We start from the raw sequence: 18,433 nt of genomic DNA, 5'->3' as shown, positions 1-18,433 counted from the left end.
TGGGACTCCCTGCTCGCCAAGCTCATCGTCACCGGCCGCGACCGCAAGCAGGCCCTCCAACGCGCCGCCCGCGCCCTGGCCGAATTCAAGGTCGAGGGCATGGCCACCGCCATCCCCTTCCACCGCGCGGTGGTTGCCGATCCGGCGTTCACGAGCGAGCCGTTCAGCATCTACACCCGCTGGATCGAGACCGCCTTCGAGAACACCATCCCGGCGTTCGCGGGCGCGGCGGCGGACGGCGAGGACTCCTGCGCCCGCGAGACCCTCGTCGTCGAGGTCGACGGCCGCCGGATCGAGATCTCGCTTCCCCCCGCGATGGCAACTCCCGCCGTCCGGTCGGCGGTTGCCAGCCCGGCCCGTCCCAAGCGGACGGCCGCCAGAACCTCCGCGGCGTCCGGCGACACGCTCGCCTCGCCGATGCAGGGCACTGTCGTCAAGGTCGCCGTCGAGGAGGGCCAGGTCGTCGCTGAAGGCGAACTGATCGTCGTCCTCGAGGCGATGAAGATGGAGCAACCCCTCAACGCCCACAAGGCCGGCACCATCACCAGCCTGTCGGCCGAGGTCGGCGCGAGCGTGAGCAGCGGCGCCGCGCTCTGCGAGATCAAGGACTGACTGAGATCAAGGACTGACGAAACGTCAGCGTCCTGGATACATCCCACCGTTAAGGAGAGAAACGCATGCACAGCACTCTGATCGTCGCCCGGATGGAGCCCGGTTCCAGCGTCGATGTCGCCAAGCTCTTCGCCGACTTCGACGCCACCGAGATGCCGCACCTGATGGGCACCCGGCGCCGCCAGCTGTTCTCGTACCGCGGCCTGTACTTCCACCTGCAGGACTTCGAGTCCGACAACGGCGGCGAGTTGATCGAGAAGGCCAAGGGCGACCCGCGCTTCGTCGGGATCAGCCAGGACCTGAAGCCGTTCATCGAGGCCTTCGACCCGGCCACCTGGCGTTCGCCGGCCGACGCGATGGCCACCCGTTTCTACAACTGGGAGGCGTCCGCGTGAGCGGCCGACGAGTAGTCATCACCGGTATCGAGGTCCTGGCTCCGGGCGGAGTCGGCGCCAAGAACTTCTGGAACCTGCTGAGCGAGGGCCGGACGGCCACCCGCGGGATCACCTTCTTCGACCCCTCGCCGTTCCGGTCCAAGGTCGCCGCGGAGATCGACTTCGATCCCGAGGAGTTCGGTCTCAGCCCGCAGGAGATCCGGCGGATGGACCGCGCCGCGCAGTTCGCGGTGGTCGCGGCCCGTGGCGCCGTCACGGACAGCGGCATCGAGCTGGGCGCGGTCGACCCGTACCGGCTCGGCGTCACCATCGGCAGCGCCGTGGGGGCCACCATGGGCCTCGACGAGGAGTACCGGGTCGTCAGCGACGGCGGCCGGCTGCACCTCGTGGACCACGAGTACTCGGTGCCGCACCTGTACAACTACCTGGTCCCCAGCTCGTTCGCGGCCGAGGTCGCCTGGGCCGTCGGCGCCGAGGGCCCGAGCACGGTGGTCTCCACCGGCTGCACCTCGGGCATCGACTCGGTCGGCCACGCCGTCGAGCTGATCCGCGAGGGCTCGGTCGACGTGATGATCGCCGGCTCCTCGGACGCCCCGATCTCGCCGATCACGATGGCCTGCTTCGACGCCATCAAGGCGACCACGCCCCGGTCGGACGACCCGGAGCACGCCTCGCGGCCCTTCGACGCCTCGCGCAACGGCTTCGTGCTCGGCGAGGGCGCCGCGGTGTTCGTCCTGGAGGAGCTGGAGAGCGCCCGCAAGCGCGGTGCGCACATCTACGCCGAGATCGCCGGCTACGCCACCCGCAGCAACGCGTACCACATGACCGGTCTGCGCCCCGACGGCCTGGAGATGGCCGAGGCCATCCGGGTCTCGCTCGACGAGGCGCGGATGAACGCGACCGAGATCGACTACATCAACGCCCACGGCTCGGGCACCAAGCAGAACGACCGGCACGAGACCGCGGCCGTCAAGCGGATCCTCGGCGACCACGCCTACCGGACTCCGATGAGTTCCATCAAGTCGATGGTCGGTCACTCGCTCGGCGCGATCGGCTCCATCGAGATCGCCGCGTCGGCCCTGGCCATGGAGCACAACGTGGTGCCGCCCACGGCCAATCTGCACACCCCGGACCCCGAGTGCGACCTCGACTACGTGCCGCTCACCGCCCGCGCCCAGCGCACGGACGCGGTGCTCACGGTCGGCAGCGGATTCGGTGGGTTCCAGAGTGCCATGGTGCTGGCCCGTCCTGAGAGGAGCGTGGCATGACCACCTCGGTAGTGGTGACCGGCCTGGGCGTCGTCTCCCCCAACGGGCTCGGCGTGCAGGACTATTGGGCGGCGACCCGGAGCGGAAAGAGCGGCATCGGCCGGGTCACCCGCTTCGATCCGTCGCAGTACCCGGCCAAGCTGGCCGGCGAGATACCGGGCTTCGTGGCCGAGGACCACCTGCCGGGCCGGCTGCTCCCGCAGACCGACCGGATGACCAGGCTCGCCCTGGTGGCCACCGACTGGGCACTGGCCGACGCGGGCGTCAAGCCCGAGGAGCTGCCCGAGTTCGACATGGGAGTCGTCACCGCGAGCTCCTCCGGCGGCTTCGAGTTCGGCCAGGGCGAGCTGCAGAAGCTCTGGAGCCAGGGCAGCCAGCACGTCAGCGCCTACCAGTCGTTCGCCTGGTTCTACGCCGTCAACAGCGGCCAGATCTCCATCCGCAACGGCATGAAGGGCCCGAGCGGGGTGCTGGTCAGCGACGAGGCCGGCGGCCTGGACGCGGTGGCCCAGGCCCGGCGCCAGATCCGCAAGGGGACGAACCTGATCGTCTCCGGCGCCGTCGACGCCTCCGTCTGCCCCTGGGGCTGGGTGGCCCAGCTGGCCAGCGGCCGGCTGAGCGGCGAGGAGGAGCCGACCCGGGCGTACCTGCCCTTCGACGGCGACGCGACCGGCTACGTCTCCGGCGAGGGCGGCGCGATCCTCATCATGGAGGCCGCCGAGGCGGCCCGCGCCCGCGGCGCGAAGATCTACGGCGAGATCGCCGGCTACGGCTCGACGATGGACCCGAAGCCCGGCAGCGAGCGCGAGCCCGGTCTGCGCAAGGCGATCGAACTGGCCCTGGCGGACGCCGGGGTGCAGCCCGGGGACGTCGACGTGGTCTTCGCGGACGCGGCGGCCGTTCCCGAGCTCGACCGGATCGAGGCCGACGCGATCACGGCCGTCTTCGGCCCGCGCGGCGTCCCGGTCACCGCGCCCAAGACGATGACCGGCCGGCTCTACTCCGGCGCGGCCCCGCTGGACCTGGCCGCGGCCTTCCTGGCCATGGAGGAGGGTCTGATCCCGCCCACCGTGAACATCACGCCGTCCGCCGACTACGACCTCGACCTGGTCGTCGCGCAGCCCCGGACCGCCGCGGTCTCCACCGCGCTCGTCCTGGCCCGCGGCTACGGCGGCTTCAACTCGGCCGTCGTGGTCCGCTCGGTCGACTGAGGCCCAGCCTTCTGACTACCCGTCATATCCGTTCGGCAGTATCCCAATTCGCTCACCTCACAGAGAAGGAACCAGACATGGTCACTCAGCAGTTCACCCTGGCCGACCTCAAGCGCATCCTGCTCGAAGGCGCCGGCGCGGACGAGGGCGTGGACCTCGACGGCGACATCCTGGACACCGGCTTCGAGGCTCTCGGCTACGAGTCGCTCGCCCTGCTGGAGACCGGTGGCCGGATCGAGCGCGAGTACGACATCACGCTGGACGACTCCGTGCTGACCGACGCCGTCACCCCCCGCTCGCTGATCGACGCCGTCAACGCGCACATCGGCGTCCCGGTCGCCGCCTGACCCGCACGCCCTGCCCCACCTGGCCCGATCCCGGTGTCCCGCCGCCGGGCGGATCCCTCCGCCCGGCGGCGGCGCCCGCCACCACCCCTATCACTTGAGAAGAGAGAGAACATGACGCAGCAGGACCAGCGGGTCGCCGTCGTCACGGGAGCCACCAGCGGCATCGGCCTCGCCGTCGCCCGGCTCCTGGCGAGCCAGCAGCACAAGGTCTTCATCGGAGCCCGCAGCGCCGAGAACGTGGCCGAGACCGTCAAGCAGCTCCAGGCGGAGGGCCTCGACGTCGACGGCGCCGTGGTCGACGTCCGTTCCTCCGAGGCCGTCCACGAGTTCGTGCAGGCCGCGGTCGACCGGTTCGGCACCGTCGACGTGCTCGTCAACAACGCCGGCCGCAGTGGCGGCGGGGTCACCGCCGACATCAGCGACGAGCTGTGGGACGACGTCATCGACACCAACCTCAACAGCGTCTTCCGGCTGACCCGCGAGGTGCTGAACACCGGTGGCCTGCGCAGCAAGAGCCGCGGCCGCATCATCAACATCGCCTCCACGGCCGGCAAGCAGGGCGTTGTGCTGGGCGCGCCGTACTCCGCCTCCAAGCACGGCGTCGTCGGCTTCACCAAGGCGCTCGGCAACGAGCTGGCCCCGACCGGCATCACCGTCAACGCGGTCTGCCCCGGCTACGTCGAGACCCCGATGGCGCAGCGCGTCCGCGAGGGCTACGCGGCCGCGTACGACACCACCGAGGACGCCGTGCTGGCGAAGTTCCAGTCCAAGATCCCGCTCGGCCGCTACTCCACCCCCGAGGAGGTCGCCGGCCTGGTCGGCTACCTGGCCTCCGACGTGGCCGCCTCCATCACCTCGCAGGCGCTGAACGTCTGCGGCGGCCTCGGCAACTTCTGATCCGACCGCACCCGAAACCAAGGAGTCTGAGCATGTCGCAGTCCCCCCTGCGCGAGGTCGAGCACGAGGTCACCATCGCGGCTCCCGCGGCGGCCGTCTACCGGCTGATAGCGGAGGTGCAGAACTGGCCGCGGATCTTCCCGCCGACCATCTACGTCGACCACGTCGAGAAGGGCGAGCGCGAGGAGCGCATCCGGATCTGGGCGATCGCCAACGGCGAGGCCAAGAACTGGACTTCGCGCCGCACCCTGGACCCGGAGAACCTCCGGATCGACTTCCGTCAGGAGGTCTCCACCGCACCCGTCGCCTCGATGGGCGGCAGCTGGGTGATCGAGTCGCTGTCGCCGACCGAGTCCAAGGTCCGCCTGCTGCACGACTACCGGGCCGTCGACGACGACCCGAAGAGCCTGGCGTGGATCGACGAGGCGGTCGACCGCAACTCCCGCTCGGAGCTCGCGGCTCTCCGCACCAACGTCGAACTGGCCCACGCATCGGAGGAGTTGACGTTCTCCTTCGAGGACACCGTGCAGATCAACGGTTCCGCCAAGGACGTCTTCGACTTCATCAACGACGCGCACCTCTGGTCGGAGCGGCTGCCGCACGTGGCCACCGTCCGCCTGGAGGAGGAGACCCCCGGCCTGCAGACCCTGGAGATGGACACCCGGGCCAAGGACGGCTCCACGCACACCACCAAGTCGTACCGGGTGACCTTCCCGAACGAGCGGATCGCCTACAAGCAGGTCACCCTGCCGGCGCTGATGACCCTGCACACCGGGTACTGGACGTTCGACGAGAACGCGGACGGCGTCGCCGCCTCCTCGCAGCACACCGTCGTGCTCAACACCGCGAACATCGCCAAGATCCTGGGCGAGGACGCGACCGTGGCCGACGCCCGCGAGTACGTCCGCACCGCGCTGAGCACCAACAGCCGCGCCACCCTGACGCACGCCAAGAACTACGCCGAGATCTCCGGCTGACCATGGGTGCGGACAGTTTGGACACCGACGTCATCGTGGTGGGTGCCGGACCGGTCGGGCTGATGCTCGCCGGTGAGCTGCGCCTCGGCGGCGCGGACGTGATCGTGCTGGAGCAGCGGGACGCCCCCACCACGGAGTCCCGGGCCTCCACGCTGCACGCCCGCACCATGGAGATCTTCGACGACCGGGGCCTGCTGGCGGCCCTGGGCACCCCGCCGAACGAGCCGCTCGGACACTTCGGCGGGATCCCGCTGGACCTGACCCTGCCCAGCTCCTACCCGGGGCAGTGGAAGGTTCCGCAGACCCGGACCGAGGAACTGCTCCAGGAGTGGGCGCTCTCGCTGGGCGCCGACATCCGGCGCGGCCACGAGCTGACCGACCTGTCGGTGACGGAGGACTTCGTCGAGGCCGAGACGCTCGGCCCCGGCGGCGTGCACCGGGTGCGCGGTCGCTACCTGGTCGGCTGCGACGGCGAGGACAGCACCGTGCGCCGGCTGTCCGGGGCCTCGTTCCCCGGGCAGTCGGCCCGCCGCGAGCTGATCCGCGCGGACGTGGCCGGCGTGACCATCCCCAACCGGCGATTCATGCGGCTGGAACACGGACTGGCGATCGCGGCCCGGCGCGCCGACGGCGTCACCCGGGTGATGGTGCACGAGTTCGGCCGTGCGGTCGAACCGCGCACCGGGGCACCGGAGTTCGCGGAAGTGGTGGAGATCTGGAAGCGGGTGACCGGCGAGGACCTCAGCGGCGGTACCCCGCTCTGGGTGAACTCCTTCGGCGACGCCAACCGGCTGCTCGCCCGCTACCGCGAGGGCCGGGTGCTGTTCGCCGGCGACGCGGCCCACCAGCAGATGCCCAGCGGCGGTCAGGCCCTCAACCTGGGACTCCAGGACGCGGTCAACCTCGGCTGGAAGCTGGCCCGCCAGGTCGGCCCGTACCCGTCGGAGGAGCTGCTCGACAGCTACCACAGCGAACGGCACGCGGTCGGCGAGAGCGTGCTGGCCAACATCCGGGCGCAGACGCTGCTGCTGCTGGGCGGCGCCGAGGTGGAGCCGGTGCGGGAGCTGCTGGGCGAGCTCATCGGCTCGCCGGAGACCCGTCGGCAGCTGGCCGGCATGATCAGCGGCCTCGACGTCCGCTACGAGGTCGGCGCGGGGGACTACCCGCTGCTCGGCGCGCGGCTGCCGTACGCCGAGCTGATCACGCTGGAGCAGGGCTCGACCAGCACGGCGGCCCTGCTGCGCACCGGCCGCGGCGTCCTGCTGGACCTCTCCGGCGGCCACCACGCACCGCTGCGCGCGGCGGCCGGCGCCTGGGCCGACCGGGTCACCGCCGTCGCAGCCCTGCCGGTGGGCGACCCGCTGCCGGGCACCAGTTGCGTCCTGGTGCGTCCGGACGGCTACGTCGTCTGGGCGGGGACCGACGAGGCGGGCGCGCAGTCCGCCCTGCGGCGCTGGTTCGGCCCACCGGCGCCGTAGTGCACTTCAGAGCCTGTGTCTGAGAGCTCCGACCGAACGAATACAGAGGAGGGAACCATCGTGGACACTGACGTGATCATCGTAGGCGCCGGCCCGAGCGGCCTGATGCTCGCCGGCGAGCTGCGGCTCGGCGGAGCTCGGGTCATCGTGACGGAGAGCCTGCTGGAGCCGACCGGGCAGTCGCGCGGCCTGGGCTTCACGGCCCGCGCCATGGAGGTGTTCGATCAGCGGGGGCTCCTCCCGCTCTTCGGCGGCCTCGAAGCCAGTCCGCTCGGCCACTTCGGTGGCGTGCAGTTCGACTACACCGTGCTGGAGGACGCCCACTTCGGGGCCCGCGGCATACCGCAGTCGCAGACGGAGGCGGTCCTGGAGGGCTGGGCGACGGAGCTCGGCGCCGACATCCGGCGCGGCTGGGAGATCCTCGAACTCGCCCAGGACGACGAGGGCGTGGAGATCACCGCGCGGACCCCGCAGGGCGTCCAGCGGCTGCGGGCCGGCTACCTGGTGGGCTGCGACGGCGGCCACAGCACGGTCCGCAAGGCGGCCGGCTTCGACTTCCCCGGCACGCCGGCGACCCGGAACATGTACCTGGCCGACGTGGTCGGCTGCAAGGTCCCGCCGCGCTTCCTGGGTGAGCGGCTGCCCAACGGCATGGTGATGGCCGCCCCGCTGGGCGAGAACGTGGACCGCATCATCGTGTGCGAGCACGGCACCCCGCCCCGCGAGCGCACCGACCAGCCCAGCTTCACCGAGGTCGCCGACGCCTGGGAGCGGATCACCGGCGAATCCATCCACGGCGGCGGCGCCGACTGGGTGAGCTCCTTCACCGACGCCACCCGCCAGGTGACCGAGTACCGGCGCGGCCGGATCCTGCTGGCCGGCGACGCGGCGCACATCCATCTCCCGGCCGGCGGCCAGGGTTTGAGCACCGGCGTGCAGGACGCGGCCAACCTCGGCTGGAAGCTCGCCGCCGTGGTGCGCGGTTGGGCGCCCGAAGGCCTGCTGGACACCTACCACAGCGAGCGCCACCCGGTCGGTGCCCGACTGCTGATGAACACCCGTGCCCAGGGGCTGGTGTTCCTGGGGGGCGAGGAGGCGGAGCCGCTGCGCGAGCTGTTCACCGAACTCATCGCCCACGACGAGGTCAAGCGTCAACTGGCCGGAATCGTCAGCGGGCTGGACATCCGCTACGAGGTCGGCGGCGACCCCGAGAGCCACCCGCTGCTGGGCCGGCGACTGCCGCCGCGCGCGCTGCTGGAGGCGGCGGGCGACACCAGCACCACCGAACTGCTGCACCCGGCCCAGGGGTTGCTGCTCGACCTCGCCGACGACGCGGGCCTGCGCGCGGTGGCCGAGCCCTGGAAGGACCGCGTGGCCACGGTGACCGCCCGGCCGCTCGCGGCGGACGCCCTCGGCGGTGCGACCGCGCTGCTGGTCCGACCGGACGGCCACGTCGTCTGGGTCGCCGGAAACGCTGACGAACTGTCAACTGCCCTGTCCCAGTGGTTCGGTACGCCGGTGGCGAGCTGACCATGGCCACCGCGACCCAGGTCCTGTCCCACGGCGTACGTCAGATCACCCTGGACGGCGACGGCATCGAGCTGTCCGCTCTGCTGAGCGAACCGGAAGGGATCCCGCCCCGCGCGGTCGTGGTGGCCTTGCACGGGGCCGGCATGAGCGCCGGCTACTTCGACGGCCAGGCGTCCCCCGGCCTCTCGCTGCTGACGCTCGGGGCGCGCCTCGGCTTCACCGTCCTCGCGGTGGACCGCCCCGGCTACGGGCGCTCCACCGCGAGCCTGCCCGAGGGCCAGTCGCTCGCGGACCAGGCCCGCACCGTCCGAGCGGCGGTGGCGGACTTCACCGCCCGGTACCCGACCGGGGCGGGGCTGTTCCTGCTGGCGCACTCCTTCGGCGGAAAACTCGCCCTCACCATCGCCGCGCAGGACGAGCAGCAGCACTGGCTCGGGGTGGATGTCTCGGGCTGCGGCCACCAGTACGCGGTGGGGCCGGGCGAACTCCCGGGCGCCGGCTCGTTCAAGCACTGGCGGCGGATGTGGGGCCCGCTGCGGCTCTATCCGCCGAACACCTTCCAGTCCAGCGGCGCCGTGGTCGCCCCGACACCCGAGCAGGAGCAGCGCGACACCGAGCACTGGCCACTGGAGTTCCCCGAGCTCGCGTCCCGGATCCAGGTCCCGGTCCGCTTCACCTTCGCGGAGCACGAGTCCTGGTGGCACCACGACAGCCCGACCCTCGCGGACCTCAGCTCCCGGCTGACGTCGGCGCCCCGGGTGCTGGTCGACCGGCAGCCGTCCGCGGGCCACAACATCAGTCTGGGGTTCGCGGCCCGCTCCTACCACCTGCGGGCCCTCGGGTTCCTGGAGGACTGCCTGCTGCGGCGGGACGGGACATGACCGGTTCGGGTGCTCTCCGCTCCTTGTCCGTCCGCAACTTCCGGCTCTTCGCGGCCGGGCAGCTGGTCTCGGCCGCCGGCACCTGGATGATGGTGGTGGCCCAGGACTGGCTGGTGCTCGCGCTGACCCACGACTCCAGCACCGCGCTGGCGGCCGTGACCGCCCTGCAGTTCGCGCCGCTGCTGCTGCTGACCCTCTACGGCGGCCGGCTCGCGGACCGGTACGACAAACGGGCCCTGCTGACCATCGCCAACCTGGTCTCCGGCGTGCTCGCCCTGCTGCTCGCGGTGCTGGTCCTCGCCGGCGCGGTCCGGCTCTGGCACCTGTGCCTGTTCGCGCTCGGCCTCGGCATCGTCAACGCCGTCGAGGTGCCGACCCGGCTGGCCTTCGTCAGCGAGCTGGTGGGCGCCGAACTGCTGCCGAACGCCTCGGCCCTGAGCGCGGCCTACTTCAACATCGCCCGGGTCCTCGGCCCGGCGGTGGCAGGCCTGCTGATCGGCGCCTTCGGCACCGGTCCGGTGGTGCTGATCAACGCGCTGAGCTATCTGGCGACGGTGGCCGGGCTGCGGATGATGCGGCCGGCCGAGATCCGCCGCGCCGCCTCGCCGGGCAGCCGCGGCCGGATCCTGGACGGACTGACCCATCTGACCGGCCGCCCGGACCTGCTGCTGCCGATGGCCCTGGTCGCGGCGGTGGGCCTGTTCGGGCTGAACTTCCAACTGACCCTGCCGCTGCTGGCCAAGACGGTGTTCCACGCGGACGCCGCCTCCTTCGGTCTGCTGACCACGTCCTTCGCGGCCGGCTCACTGCTGGCCGCGTTCGCGACCACCGCGCGCAGCGGTCGCCCGTCGAGTCGGACGGTGACCGGTTCCGCGCTCGCCTTCGGGCTGGTGGAGACGGCGGCCGGCTGGGCGCCGGGCTACCCGGAGGCGGTACTGCTGCTGGCGCTGACGGGCTTCACGTCGATGTACTTCGCCCAGGCGGCCAACCACCGGATCCAGATCGGCAGTGACCCCCGCTACCGGGGGCGCGTGATGGCGCTCTACACGCTGATCCTCCAGGGGTCCACGCCGCTGGGCGCCGTCTTCGTCGGCCTGCTCACCCAGCACCTGGGCGCGCGGTCCGGGCTGTACGCCGGCGGCCTCCTCTCACTTGCCGCAGCGGTGGCCGCACTGGCACTCGACCGCCGCCAGGGCGAGCACCGGCCTGCCGCGGCAGCGGCATCGCTGACCGACCATCGTCAACCGTCGATGGGGAGAAGCCCTTGAGGAGACGCCCATGAGGCAGATGATCAATCCCGCGCTGACCGTCGAGGACGAGGAACTGGACCTCTGGTTCCTCGGACCGCCGGAGGAGGACGAGCGGCCGCGCGCACTGGCGTTGGACGAACTCGACGACGCCGAGCGCAAACGGGCCGCCGGCTTCGTCCGGCCACTGGACCGGGTGCAGTACGTGGCGGCGCACATCGCGCTGCGGCGGTTGCTGTCCGTGTACACCGGGGTGGCGCCGGACAAGGTGCGGCTGGGCCGCGACGCCTGCCCGGGGTGCGGTGGCCCGCACGGTCGACCGATCGTGCTGGACGCACCGGGCGCACCGCACTTCTCGCTGTCGCACAGCCACGGCCTGGTGCTGATCGCGGTGTCGTCGATCCCGGTGGGAGTCGACGTCCAGCGGGTCCCGTCGGTGGAGACCGCCGAGATCTGCATGACCTCGCTCCACCCGGAGGAGCGCGAGGAGTTGGGCAGCCTCACCGAGGAGGAGCGGAGTTTCGCGTTCGGCAGGTTGTGGACGCGGAAGGAGGCCTATCTCAAGGGGCTGGGCACCGGACTCACCCGCGGAGCGGGCACCGACTACCTGGGTGAGCACGGCAGTTCCGGGATCCGGCCGGGCGGCTGGACGGTGCGCAACCTGCCCGCCTGCCCGAGCCACATCGCCGCGGCGGCGCTGCCCACCGGGGAGGACCGCCGGGCCAGTGTCCGCGGACTGCCCGCCGACCTGCTGTACAGCAAGGACGCCAGCGAGGAGATCGCCTCCGCGAAGGCCGTGGTCCGCACGGTGCTCCGAGCCGGCGAAGAACAGTCGAAACAGTGAACGAGATGGAACCGAAAGGGAGTTGAGGACACCATGATGACCAAGGATGCTTCGGTCCAGGTCGTGGACCGACTGGACGAGTTGAGCAGCCTGAAGGAACTGGCCCGAACCGGGCCGGACCCGAAGGCGACCGAACGCCAGCACGCCAAGGGCAAGTTGACCGCCCACGAGCGGATAGAACTGCTGCTCGACAAGGGCAGCTTCTCGGAGGTCGAGGCGCTTCGGCGGCACCGCGCCACCGGCTTCGGCCTGGAGGCCAAGCGCCCCTACAGCGACGGCGTGGTCACCGGCTGGGGCACCGTCGAGGGCCGCACGGTCTTCGTCTACGCCCATGACTTCCGGATCTTCGGCGGCGCGCTCGGCGAGGCCCACGCGCAGAAGATCCACAAGATCATGGACATGGCCGTGGCAGCGGGTGCGCCGCTGGTCTCGCTCAACGACGGTGCCGGCGCCCGGATCCAGGAGGGCGTCTCGGCGCTCGCCGGCTACGGCGGCATCTTCCAGCGCAACACCCGTGCCTCGGGAGTGATCCCGCAGATCTCGGTGATGCTCGGACCGTGCGCCGGCGGGGCGGCCTACTCGCCGGCCCTGACCGACTTCGTCTTCGCTGTCCGCGACATCTCGCAGATGTTCATCACCGGCCCGGACGTGGTCCAGGCGGTGACCGGTGAGCAGGTCACGCAGAACGAGCTCGGTGGCGCGGACGTGCACGCCGGGGTCTCGGGCGTCGTCCACTTCGTCTACGACGACGAGGAGTCCTGCCTCGCCGAGGTGCGCTACCTGCTCTCGCTGCTGCCCTCCAACAACCGCGAACTGCCGCCGTCCGTCCACACCGCCGACCCCGCCGACCGGCGCACCGACGCCCTGCTCGACCTGGTCCCGGCCGACGGGAACCGCTCCTACGACGTGCGCGGCGTCATCGAGGAACTCGTCGACGAGGGCGACTACATGGAGGTCCACGCCACCTGGGCCCCCAACATCGTCTGCGCGCTGGCCCGGATCGACGGCCATGTGGTGGGCATCGTCGCCAACCAGCCGGGAGCGATGGCCGGGGTCCTGGACATCAAGGCGAGCGAGAAGGGGGCGCGGTTCGTGCAGTTCTGCGACTCCTTCAACATCCCGCTGGTCACCCTGGTCGACGTGCCGGGCTTCCTGCCTGGTGTCGACCAGGAGCACGAGGGCATCATCCGGCGCGGTGCCAAGCTGCTCTACGCGTACTGCAACGCCACGGTCCCGCGCATCTCGGTCGTGCTGCGCAAGGCCTACGGCGGCGCCTACATCGTGATGGACTCCCGTTCGATCGGCGCGGACATCGCGCTGGCCTGGCCCACCAACGAGATCGCGGTGATGGGAGCCGAGGGTGCGGCCAACGTGGTCTTCCGCCGGGAGATCGCGGCGGCCGAGGACCCCGAGGCGATGCGCGCGCAGAAGATCAAGGAGTACAAGACCGAGCTGGTGCACCCGTACTACGCGGCCGAGCGGGGGCTTGTCGACGACGTCATCGACCCGCGCGAGACCCGGTCGGTGCTGAGCCGGTCGCTGGCCATGCTGTCCACCAAGTCCTCCGAGCTGCAGCGCCGCAAGCACGGCAACCCTCCGCAGTGACGACGATATATCCGAGCCAGGACAAGGGAGTTGACCATGACGTCGACCATGACCTCGACCATGACTGAGGTATCCGTCCCGCTGCTGCGGCTGGAGCGGGGAAGCCTGGATGCCGAGGAGCTGGCCGCCCTCACCGCGGTCCTGCACACCCGGGCGGCCGCGCTCGCCTGCGAACCGACCGGTATGTCCTGCAAGGGCCGGGCGGTGGCCCGATGGCGCAGACTGGAGCGGACCTTCGGCTTCGACGGTCCGCGGACCTGGCGCGGTGCGGTCCGCGAGCCCTTCTGAGGCTGCCGGTTCGGTACCGGGCTCTACCCCGCGCCGAGCAGCGGTGCGGGGTAGAGCGGCTCCGGTCAAACAGATCAGCCATCCGGTTTTCGTCGACACCCGGGCCGGGATCCGGCGCCCGAGCCGAAATACGGGGCAAAGCGAGACGGTCCCAGGCGAGTTGGTCTGTTTCATGCGACCGGCGAAGCCTGGGCGGGAATGATCAGCTCGGTGCCGGACGGCTCCAGGTCGTCGAGCGTGCGGGGCTCGACCAGCTTCGGCAGCAGCAGTCGCCAGAAGCCCGTCAGGGCGGAGTGCGAGAGCCACTCGCGGTTCTCCCGGCCGAGCACCTCGAAGCCGGTGGTGGCCGCCATGATGGCGGTGGACAGGTCCGAGGGCGAGACGCCGGGGGCGAGCGAACCCTCGCTCTCGGCCTGCGAGACCAGCTGCTGCACGCAGCTCTGCCACTCCTGACGCAGGCTCAGGCCGGTCCCGTGGGTAAAGCCGGCGCTGAGTTGGAAGCCGGCCCGGACCACCACGTCGTCGCGGAGCAGGTCCGCCAGCGCGTGCGTGGCGTCCGCCAGCGCCTGCAGCGCGTTCCGTTTACCCCGGTAGGCGTTGCGCGCGGTGGTTCGCAGCGCGAGCGCGGCCTCGGACTCCACGGAGGCCGCCAGCGCCGCCTTGTTGTCGAAGTGGAAGTGCAGGGCCCCCGAACTCACCCCGGCCCGCGCGCTGATGTCGGCCATCCGCGCCTGCGCGTAGCCGTGTTGGTCGAACGCCTCGGCCGCAGAACGGATCAGCTCACGCCGGGTGCGAGCCGCGCGTTCCTGTTTGGTCACCGAGATCTCCCGTCGCTGAGTGCCTTCCGAAGCAGAGGCTGCAGTGAAGCCACTATAAAACCAACTAGCTGGTTTCGGTGCCAGACTATTGTCCGCTATGTGACAAATCCAGCGCACTCCGTATCCGAAGTGCCCCTCAGGAGCCCTGGAGGGCCGCAAAGGGGCTTGTAAAACCAACCAATCGGTTTGTAGTGTAGGCGGCCTCAGATCTTCGGGGAGAGGGACAGACATGCTCGACATCGACACGCTCGACCAGGTGGCCGATCCCGCCGGCGCCAAGCCCGCTCCGTGGGTGGGAGGCACGGTCCCCTACCTGCTCTCGGGCGCCACGCCGGAGGCCCTGCAGTGCGAGGCGAGTCGACTCCTGCAATACCTGACCGCACGTCAGGACGTCATGCCGACCGGCCTGGCCCGCTCGCTGGCGACCACCCAGCCGGTCCTGGAGTACCGCGCCGCCGTCGCGGCGACGAGCTGGGAGGGCCTGCTGGCCGACCTGGCCGCCCTCGCGGCGGGGGAGCGCACCCCGGGACTGCTGCGGGGCGCCGGCCCGGGCGGCCCGCTGGCCTTCCTCTTCACCGGACAGGGCAGTCAGCGGCTGGGCATGGGCCGGGAGTTGTACGAGACCTTCGACGTCTACGCGGCCGCGTTCGACGCGGTCTGCGACGCGCTGGACGGGCACCTGGCGCGGCCGCTGCGGAGCGTGGTCTTCGGTGCGGAGGCCGAGCTGCTGAACCGCACGGAGTTCACCCAGCCGGCGATCTTCGCCGTGGAGGTGGCCCTCTTCCGCCTACTGGAGCACTGGGGCGTGCGGCCCGACCACCTGGCGGGCCACTCGATCGGCGAGCTGGCCGCCGCGCACGCCGCCGGCGTCCTCTCGCTGGCCGACGCGGCACGGCTGGTGGCCGCCCGCGGCCGGCTGATGCAGGCGCTCCCTGCGGGCGGTGTGATGGTCGCCGTCCAGGCCTCCGAGCAGGAGGTGGCACCGCTGCTGGCCGGCCACGGCGCCCTGACCTCCATCGCCGCCGTCAACGGGCCGAGGTCGGTCGTGGTGTCCGGTGCCCAGGAGCCGGTGGCGGAGGTCGTCGCCCTCCTCAAGGAAGCCGGCTGCAAGACCCGTCAGTTGACGGTCAGTCACGCATTCCATTCTCCGCTCATGGAACCCATGCTGGCCGAATTCCGGTCGGTGGCCGAAGGGGTGGCCTACGGCGCGATGGAGATCCCGATGGTCTCCACCCTCACCGGCCAGCCGGTCACGGCAGAGGAGATCGGCTCGCCCGACTACTGGGTCCACCACGTCCGCGAGGCGGTCAGGTTCCTGGACGGCATGCGCGCCCTGGAGAGCGACGGCGTCACCAGCTACCTGGAACTCGGGCCCGACGCCATCCTGACCGCGATGGGCAAGACCTGCCTGTCCCCCGAGGGCGACACCGCCCTCGTCCCCACCCTCCGCCGCACCCGCCCCGAGCAGCAGACCCTGGTCTCCGCCCTGGCCCACCTGCACGTGCGCGGCACGACAGTGGCCTGGCCGTCCTTCTTCCCCGCCTAGACCTGCTCGAAGTGGAACGCCTTGATGAAGCAGTCGCGGGGCTGGGCGATGGCGAAGTGCACGCAGTCGACGAGTGACTGCGCGGTGAGGGCGGAGTCGGCGTCCCGGGGTGAGGCTTCCCATCGCTCGGTGAGCGGGTCGGTGTTGTCGAAGTCGGGCGGGTACAGGGAGATCACTCGGACGCCTTGCGGGCGAAGGCGCTTGGAGAGGATCTCGGTGAATCCCGCCTGGGCGCTCTTGGCCGCGTAGAAGGCGTCGTGGGCGTTGGAGCGATGGTGGCCGGGGGTGCCGCAGGTGGAGACCATGGTGACCACGTCCGGCTTCTGGGAGGCGAGCAGGAGGGGCAGGAACTGCTTGACCGTCAGAACGGTGCCGGTCGCGCCGGAGGCGATGGTGTCGATCACGTCCGCGTCGGAGGCGGACAGCAGGTCCGCTCCTTCGAGCCAGCGGGAGCCGTTGTTGACGAGTACGTCGATATGGTCGGTCTGCTGGGCGACTTGGGCGGCGAAGGTGCGGATCGATGCGGGATCGGTCAGGTCGCAGGCGAAGGCGTGGACGCGGTGGTGGCCCTGGTCCCGTATCTCGTCCCGGACGCGCTCGGCGGCGGCGAGCGTGCGTGCGGAGAGGAAGACCTCGGCTCCGAGAGCGGCGAATCGGATGGCGAGAGTCCGGCCGAAGTCCCGGCCGGCGGCGGTGATGACGATGCGGTGGTCGTCGAGCCTCATCTTGTGCTCCCCCCCTTGGGTACCGGCCGGTCTCCCACGTTGGGCGGCTGGCATCGGCAGCATAGGCGCCCTCGGTTCTGAAGATCACCTACTGGAGACCTAGGCCAAAAGTCGGACCGACGCTCGTTGAAAGCTGAGTGCGGCGAGCCCGAACAGCAGGCCGCCGATGGCGAAAAGCAAGTCGGTTGCGCAGCCTGCGAACACCGCCCAGGAGGACGGGTGGTCAGTCCCCAGGGTCTGCGCCGTCGTCAGTCCGGTGAGCCCGTTCGGGAGCACCCCGATCGCCCGGACGAAGTCGTCGACGATGCCGGCGAGGCCACGTGCACTGAGCAGCGCACTTCCGGTCCAGGCAGCCGACATGAGCATCCATCGAGGAATCCTGCGGCCCCACGACTGGTTGGCCAGCGCCAGCGGCAACAGCGTGCCGACGACAACCATCAGGTAGACGACGGCAGAGAACACGTAGAAGAGTATTCGGGCGACCCCGTGATGGTCAGCGGCCGCAGGCGCGTTGAGGCCGGTCAGGAACCAGACGATGTGCCAGGCGAGGAAGACCATCACCCAGATGAACGCCGCATGAGCAGTCCTTCTGTTGGCGCGTAGACGATCACGCGACGGCGAGTTGTCCAGTAGGCGCCCAGGCGACTCGGCACCGGCGGACGTTGGAGCGGGCTGCGAGAACGTCATATCGACCACGATCGCGGGCCGTCCGCTGGCGCGGATCCTCCCCGCGAACGACCCGGGTCCCCGGGAAAGGGGAATCCGGGTCATGCCCAAGGAGGATCCGACAGGGGCCGGGTCGATTTCCTTGAAGACCCCAGCGGTGGCTGAGGGCGTTACCTGTTCCGGAAGACCTGGCGGAGCTGAGCGGTCGTGTCCCGTCGGCCCCGGCGAGCCGGCCTGAGGCGTCCAGGGGGACCTGGCCGGAGATTGCGATCAGCGGACCCGCGCCACCACGGCGTGGCTGTAGCCGTTGGCCGGAGGCATGCCCTCGGGCGGACGAGGTGGCGCATCGTCGTTCCGGGCCGAGGCGGCACCGGGCGCTGCAGGCCGTGTCGCAGGTCCGTCCTAGGGTGCTCCTCCGTGACCATATTGATGATCGACGCAGGGCCTGCTGCTGAGGATGCCCTACTCACCCGCACCGGAGGGGTGCCGCTGGCTCCGGCCGGGACGGCCTGGCCGCGTTGCGCGACCTGCTCGGGACCGATGCAGTTCCTGGCGCAGATCCTGCTGGACGACCTGAGCCGTGGAGTTGGCGAAGGCGCCGAGCAGGGCGGTGGTGTGCTCGTGCTGTTCATGTGCCAGAACGACCCGGGCATGTGCGACGAGTGGAGCCCGAGCGAGGGCGGCAATCGCGCGCTGCTCTTCCCGGCGGACGGGCTCGTGCCCATGCCGCTGCCCGAACTCGGTGAGGACGACGACGAGGAGGCGATCCTGCTCGGCGCGGTCCACACTCCCGCCTTCGAGTTCGTTGCCGATACGGACTACGACCGGGCCCACCAGGCGTGGGCCGAGCAGACCGGCCGGTCGAGCATGGATGTTCTCGGTCAACTCGGCGGATCGCCCTCCTGGATCCAGAACGACGAGACACCGTCCTGCCCGTCCTGTGCCCGTACGATGCCGCTGATCGCCCAACTGGAGGAAGGCCCCGACCACGCCACCGCGATGAACTTCGGTGGCTGCGGCAGCGCCTACGCCTTCGCGTGCGAGCCCTGCGAGCAGGCCGCCTTCCTGTGGCAGTGCTGACCGCCGTCGGACAGTCTG

General features: G+C 70.7%; 19 protein-coding genes. 16 read left to right on the top strand and 3 right to left on the bottom strand.

The window, feature by feature from the left end; all coding sequences use genetic code 11:
• The 14 genes from P3T37_RS32355 to P3T37_RS32290 all read left to right on the top strand — a co-directional run.
• The coding region (locus P3T37_RS32355; RefSeq protein WP_280727482.1) for a biotin/lipoyl-containing protein at window positions 1-612 on the top strand (612 nt) is incomplete at its 5' end.
• 65 nt (window positions 613-677) lie between these two features.
• Window positions 678-1,007, top strand: a complete 330-nt coding sequence (locus tag P3T37_RS32350; protein ID WP_280727481.1) for a TcmI family type II polyketide cyclase — start codon at window positions 678-680, stop codon at window positions 1,005-1,007.
• Entirely contained in the window at window positions 1,004-2,275 is a 1,272-nt protein-coding gene (locus P3T37_RS32345) for a beta-ketoacyl-[acyl-carrier-protein] synthase family protein (protein WP_280727480.1), read from the top strand. The genes P3T37_RS32350 and P3T37_RS32345 overlap by 4 nt, the downstream gene beginning before the upstream one ends.
• Window positions 2,272-3,486 (top strand): ketosynthase chain-length factor, encoded by a 1,215-nt coding sequence (locus tag P3T37_RS32340; RefSeq protein ID WP_280727479.1) that lies wholly within the window; start codon window positions 2,272-2,274, stop codon window positions 3,484-3,486. Before P3T37_RS32345 ends, P3T37_RS32340 begins: the two co-directional genes overlap by 4 nt.
• A gap of 77 nt (window positions 3,487-3,563) precedes the next feature.
• On the top strand, window positions 3,564-3,833 hold the full coding sequence (locus P3T37_RS32335) for an acyl carrier protein (protein WP_280727478.1): 270 nt from the start codon (window positions 3,564-3,566) through the stop codon (window positions 3,831-3,833).
• Between the two features lie 111 nt (window positions 3,834-3,944).
• Window positions 3,945-4,730, top strand: coding sequence for a 3-oxoacyl-ACP reductase FabG (gene fabG, locus P3T37_RS32330; RefSeq protein ID WP_280727477.1), 786 nt, complete (start codon window positions 3,945-3,947; stop codon window positions 4,728-4,730).
• A gap of 32 nt (window positions 4,731-4,762) precedes the next feature.
• The gene (locus P3T37_RS32325; protein WP_280727476.1) at window positions 4,763-5,707 is read left to right on the top strand and encodes an aromatase/cyclase; all 945 of its coding nucleotides are present in this window, start codon (window positions 4,763-4,765) and stop codon (window positions 5,705-5,707) included.
• A 2-nt stretch (window positions 5,708-5,709) separates the two neighbouring features.
• On the top strand, window positions 5,710-7,185 hold the full coding sequence (locus tag P3T37_RS32320; RefSeq protein WP_280727475.1) for an FAD-dependent monooxygenase: 1,476 nt from the start codon (window positions 5,710-5,712) through the stop codon (window positions 7,183-7,185).
• A 60-nt stretch (window positions 7,186-7,245) separates the two neighbouring features.
• Window positions 7,246-8,715: an FAD-dependent monooxygenase gene (locus P3T37_RS32315; protein WP_280727474.1), complete on the top strand. Its 1,470-nt coding sequence runs from the start codon at window positions 7,246-7,248 to the stop codon at window positions 8,713-8,715.
• 2 nt (window positions 8,716-8,717) lie between these two features.
• A complete protein-coding gene (locus tag P3T37_RS32310) occupies window positions 8,718-9,596 on the top strand; it encodes an alpha/beta fold hydrolase (protein ID WP_280727473.1) in 879 nt (292 codons plus the stop codon).
• Window positions 9,593-10,864, top strand: a complete 1,272-nt coding sequence (locus tag P3T37_RS32305) for an MFS transporter (RefSeq protein WP_280727472.1) — start codon at window positions 9,593-9,595, stop codon at window positions 10,862-10,864. Before P3T37_RS32310 ends, P3T37_RS32305 begins: the two co-directional genes overlap by 4 nt.
• A 10-nt stretch (window positions 10,865-10,874) precedes the next feature.
• Window positions 10,875-11,687, top strand: a complete 813-nt coding sequence (locus P3T37_RS32300; RefSeq protein ID WP_280727471.1) for a 4'-phosphopantetheinyl transferase superfamily protein — start codon at window positions 10,875-10,877, stop codon at window positions 11,685-11,687.
• 33 nt (window positions 11,688-11,720) lie between these two features.
• Window positions 11,721-13,292 carry an acyl-CoA carboxylase subunit beta gene (locus P3T37_RS32295; RefSeq protein WP_280727470.1) on the top strand — a complete coding sequence of 524 codons (1,572 nt, stop codon included), beginning with the start codon at window positions 11,721-11,723 and terminating at the stop codon, window positions 13,290-13,292.
• Window positions 13,293-13,352: 60 nt separating this feature from the next.
• Window positions 13,353-13,580, top strand: coding sequence for an acyl-CoA carboxylase subunit epsilon (locus P3T37_RS32290; protein WP_280727469.1), 228 nt, complete (start codon window positions 13,353-13,355; stop codon window positions 13,578-13,580).
• 170 nt (window positions 13,581-13,750) lie between these two features.
• Here P3T37_RS32290 and P3T37_RS32285 read toward each other — a convergent pair whose 3' ends face one another.
• Entirely contained in the window at window positions 13,751-14,398 is a 648-nt protein-coding gene (locus P3T37_RS32285) for a ScbR family autoregulator-binding transcription factor (protein WP_280727468.1), read from the bottom strand.
• Window positions 14,399-14,627: 229 nt separating this feature from the next.
• On the opposite strand from P3T37_RS32285, the gene P3T37_RS32280 reads away from it, so the two are divergent.
• On the top strand, window positions 14,628-15,944 hold the full coding sequence (locus P3T37_RS32280; protein WP_280727467.1) for an acyltransferase domain-containing protein: 1,317 nt from the start codon (window positions 14,628-14,630) through the stop codon (window positions 15,942-15,944).
• Here the strand turns inward: P3T37_RS32280 and P3T37_RS32275 are convergent.
• Together P3T37_RS32275 and P3T37_RS32270 are read right to left on the bottom strand one after the other, a co-directional pair.
• Window positions 15,941-16,669, bottom strand: a complete 729-nt coding sequence (locus P3T37_RS32275; protein ID WP_280727466.1) for an SDR family oxidoreductase — start codon at window positions 16,667-16,669, stop codon at window positions 15,941-15,943. The genes P3T37_RS32280 and P3T37_RS32275 overlap by 4 nt on opposite strands.
• A gap of 99 nt (window positions 16,670-16,768) precedes the next feature.
• Window positions 16,769-17,356, bottom strand: coding sequence for a hypothetical protein (locus tag P3T37_RS32270; RefSeq protein ID WP_280727465.1), 588 nt, complete (start codon window positions 17,354-17,356; stop codon window positions 16,769-16,771).
• 396 nt (window positions 17,357-17,752) lie between these two features.
• On the opposite strand from P3T37_RS32270, the gene P3T37_RS32265 reads away from it, so the two are divergent.
• Entirely contained in the window at window positions 17,753-18,415 is a 663-nt protein-coding gene (locus P3T37_RS32265; RefSeq protein ID WP_280727464.1) for a DUF1963 domain-containing protein, read from the top strand.
• The last annotated feature ends 18 nt before the right edge of the window (window positions 18,416-18,433 follow it).

It is taken from the genome of Kitasatospora sp. MAA4 (assembly GCF_029893355.1).
Taxonomy (GTDB): domain Bacteria; phylum Actinomycetota; class Actinomycetes; order Streptomycetales; family Streptomycetaceae; genus Kitasatospora.
The sequence above is the reverse complement of the archived record's forward strand: the minus strand, read 5'-3'. Positions and strand labels throughout refer to the sequence as shown.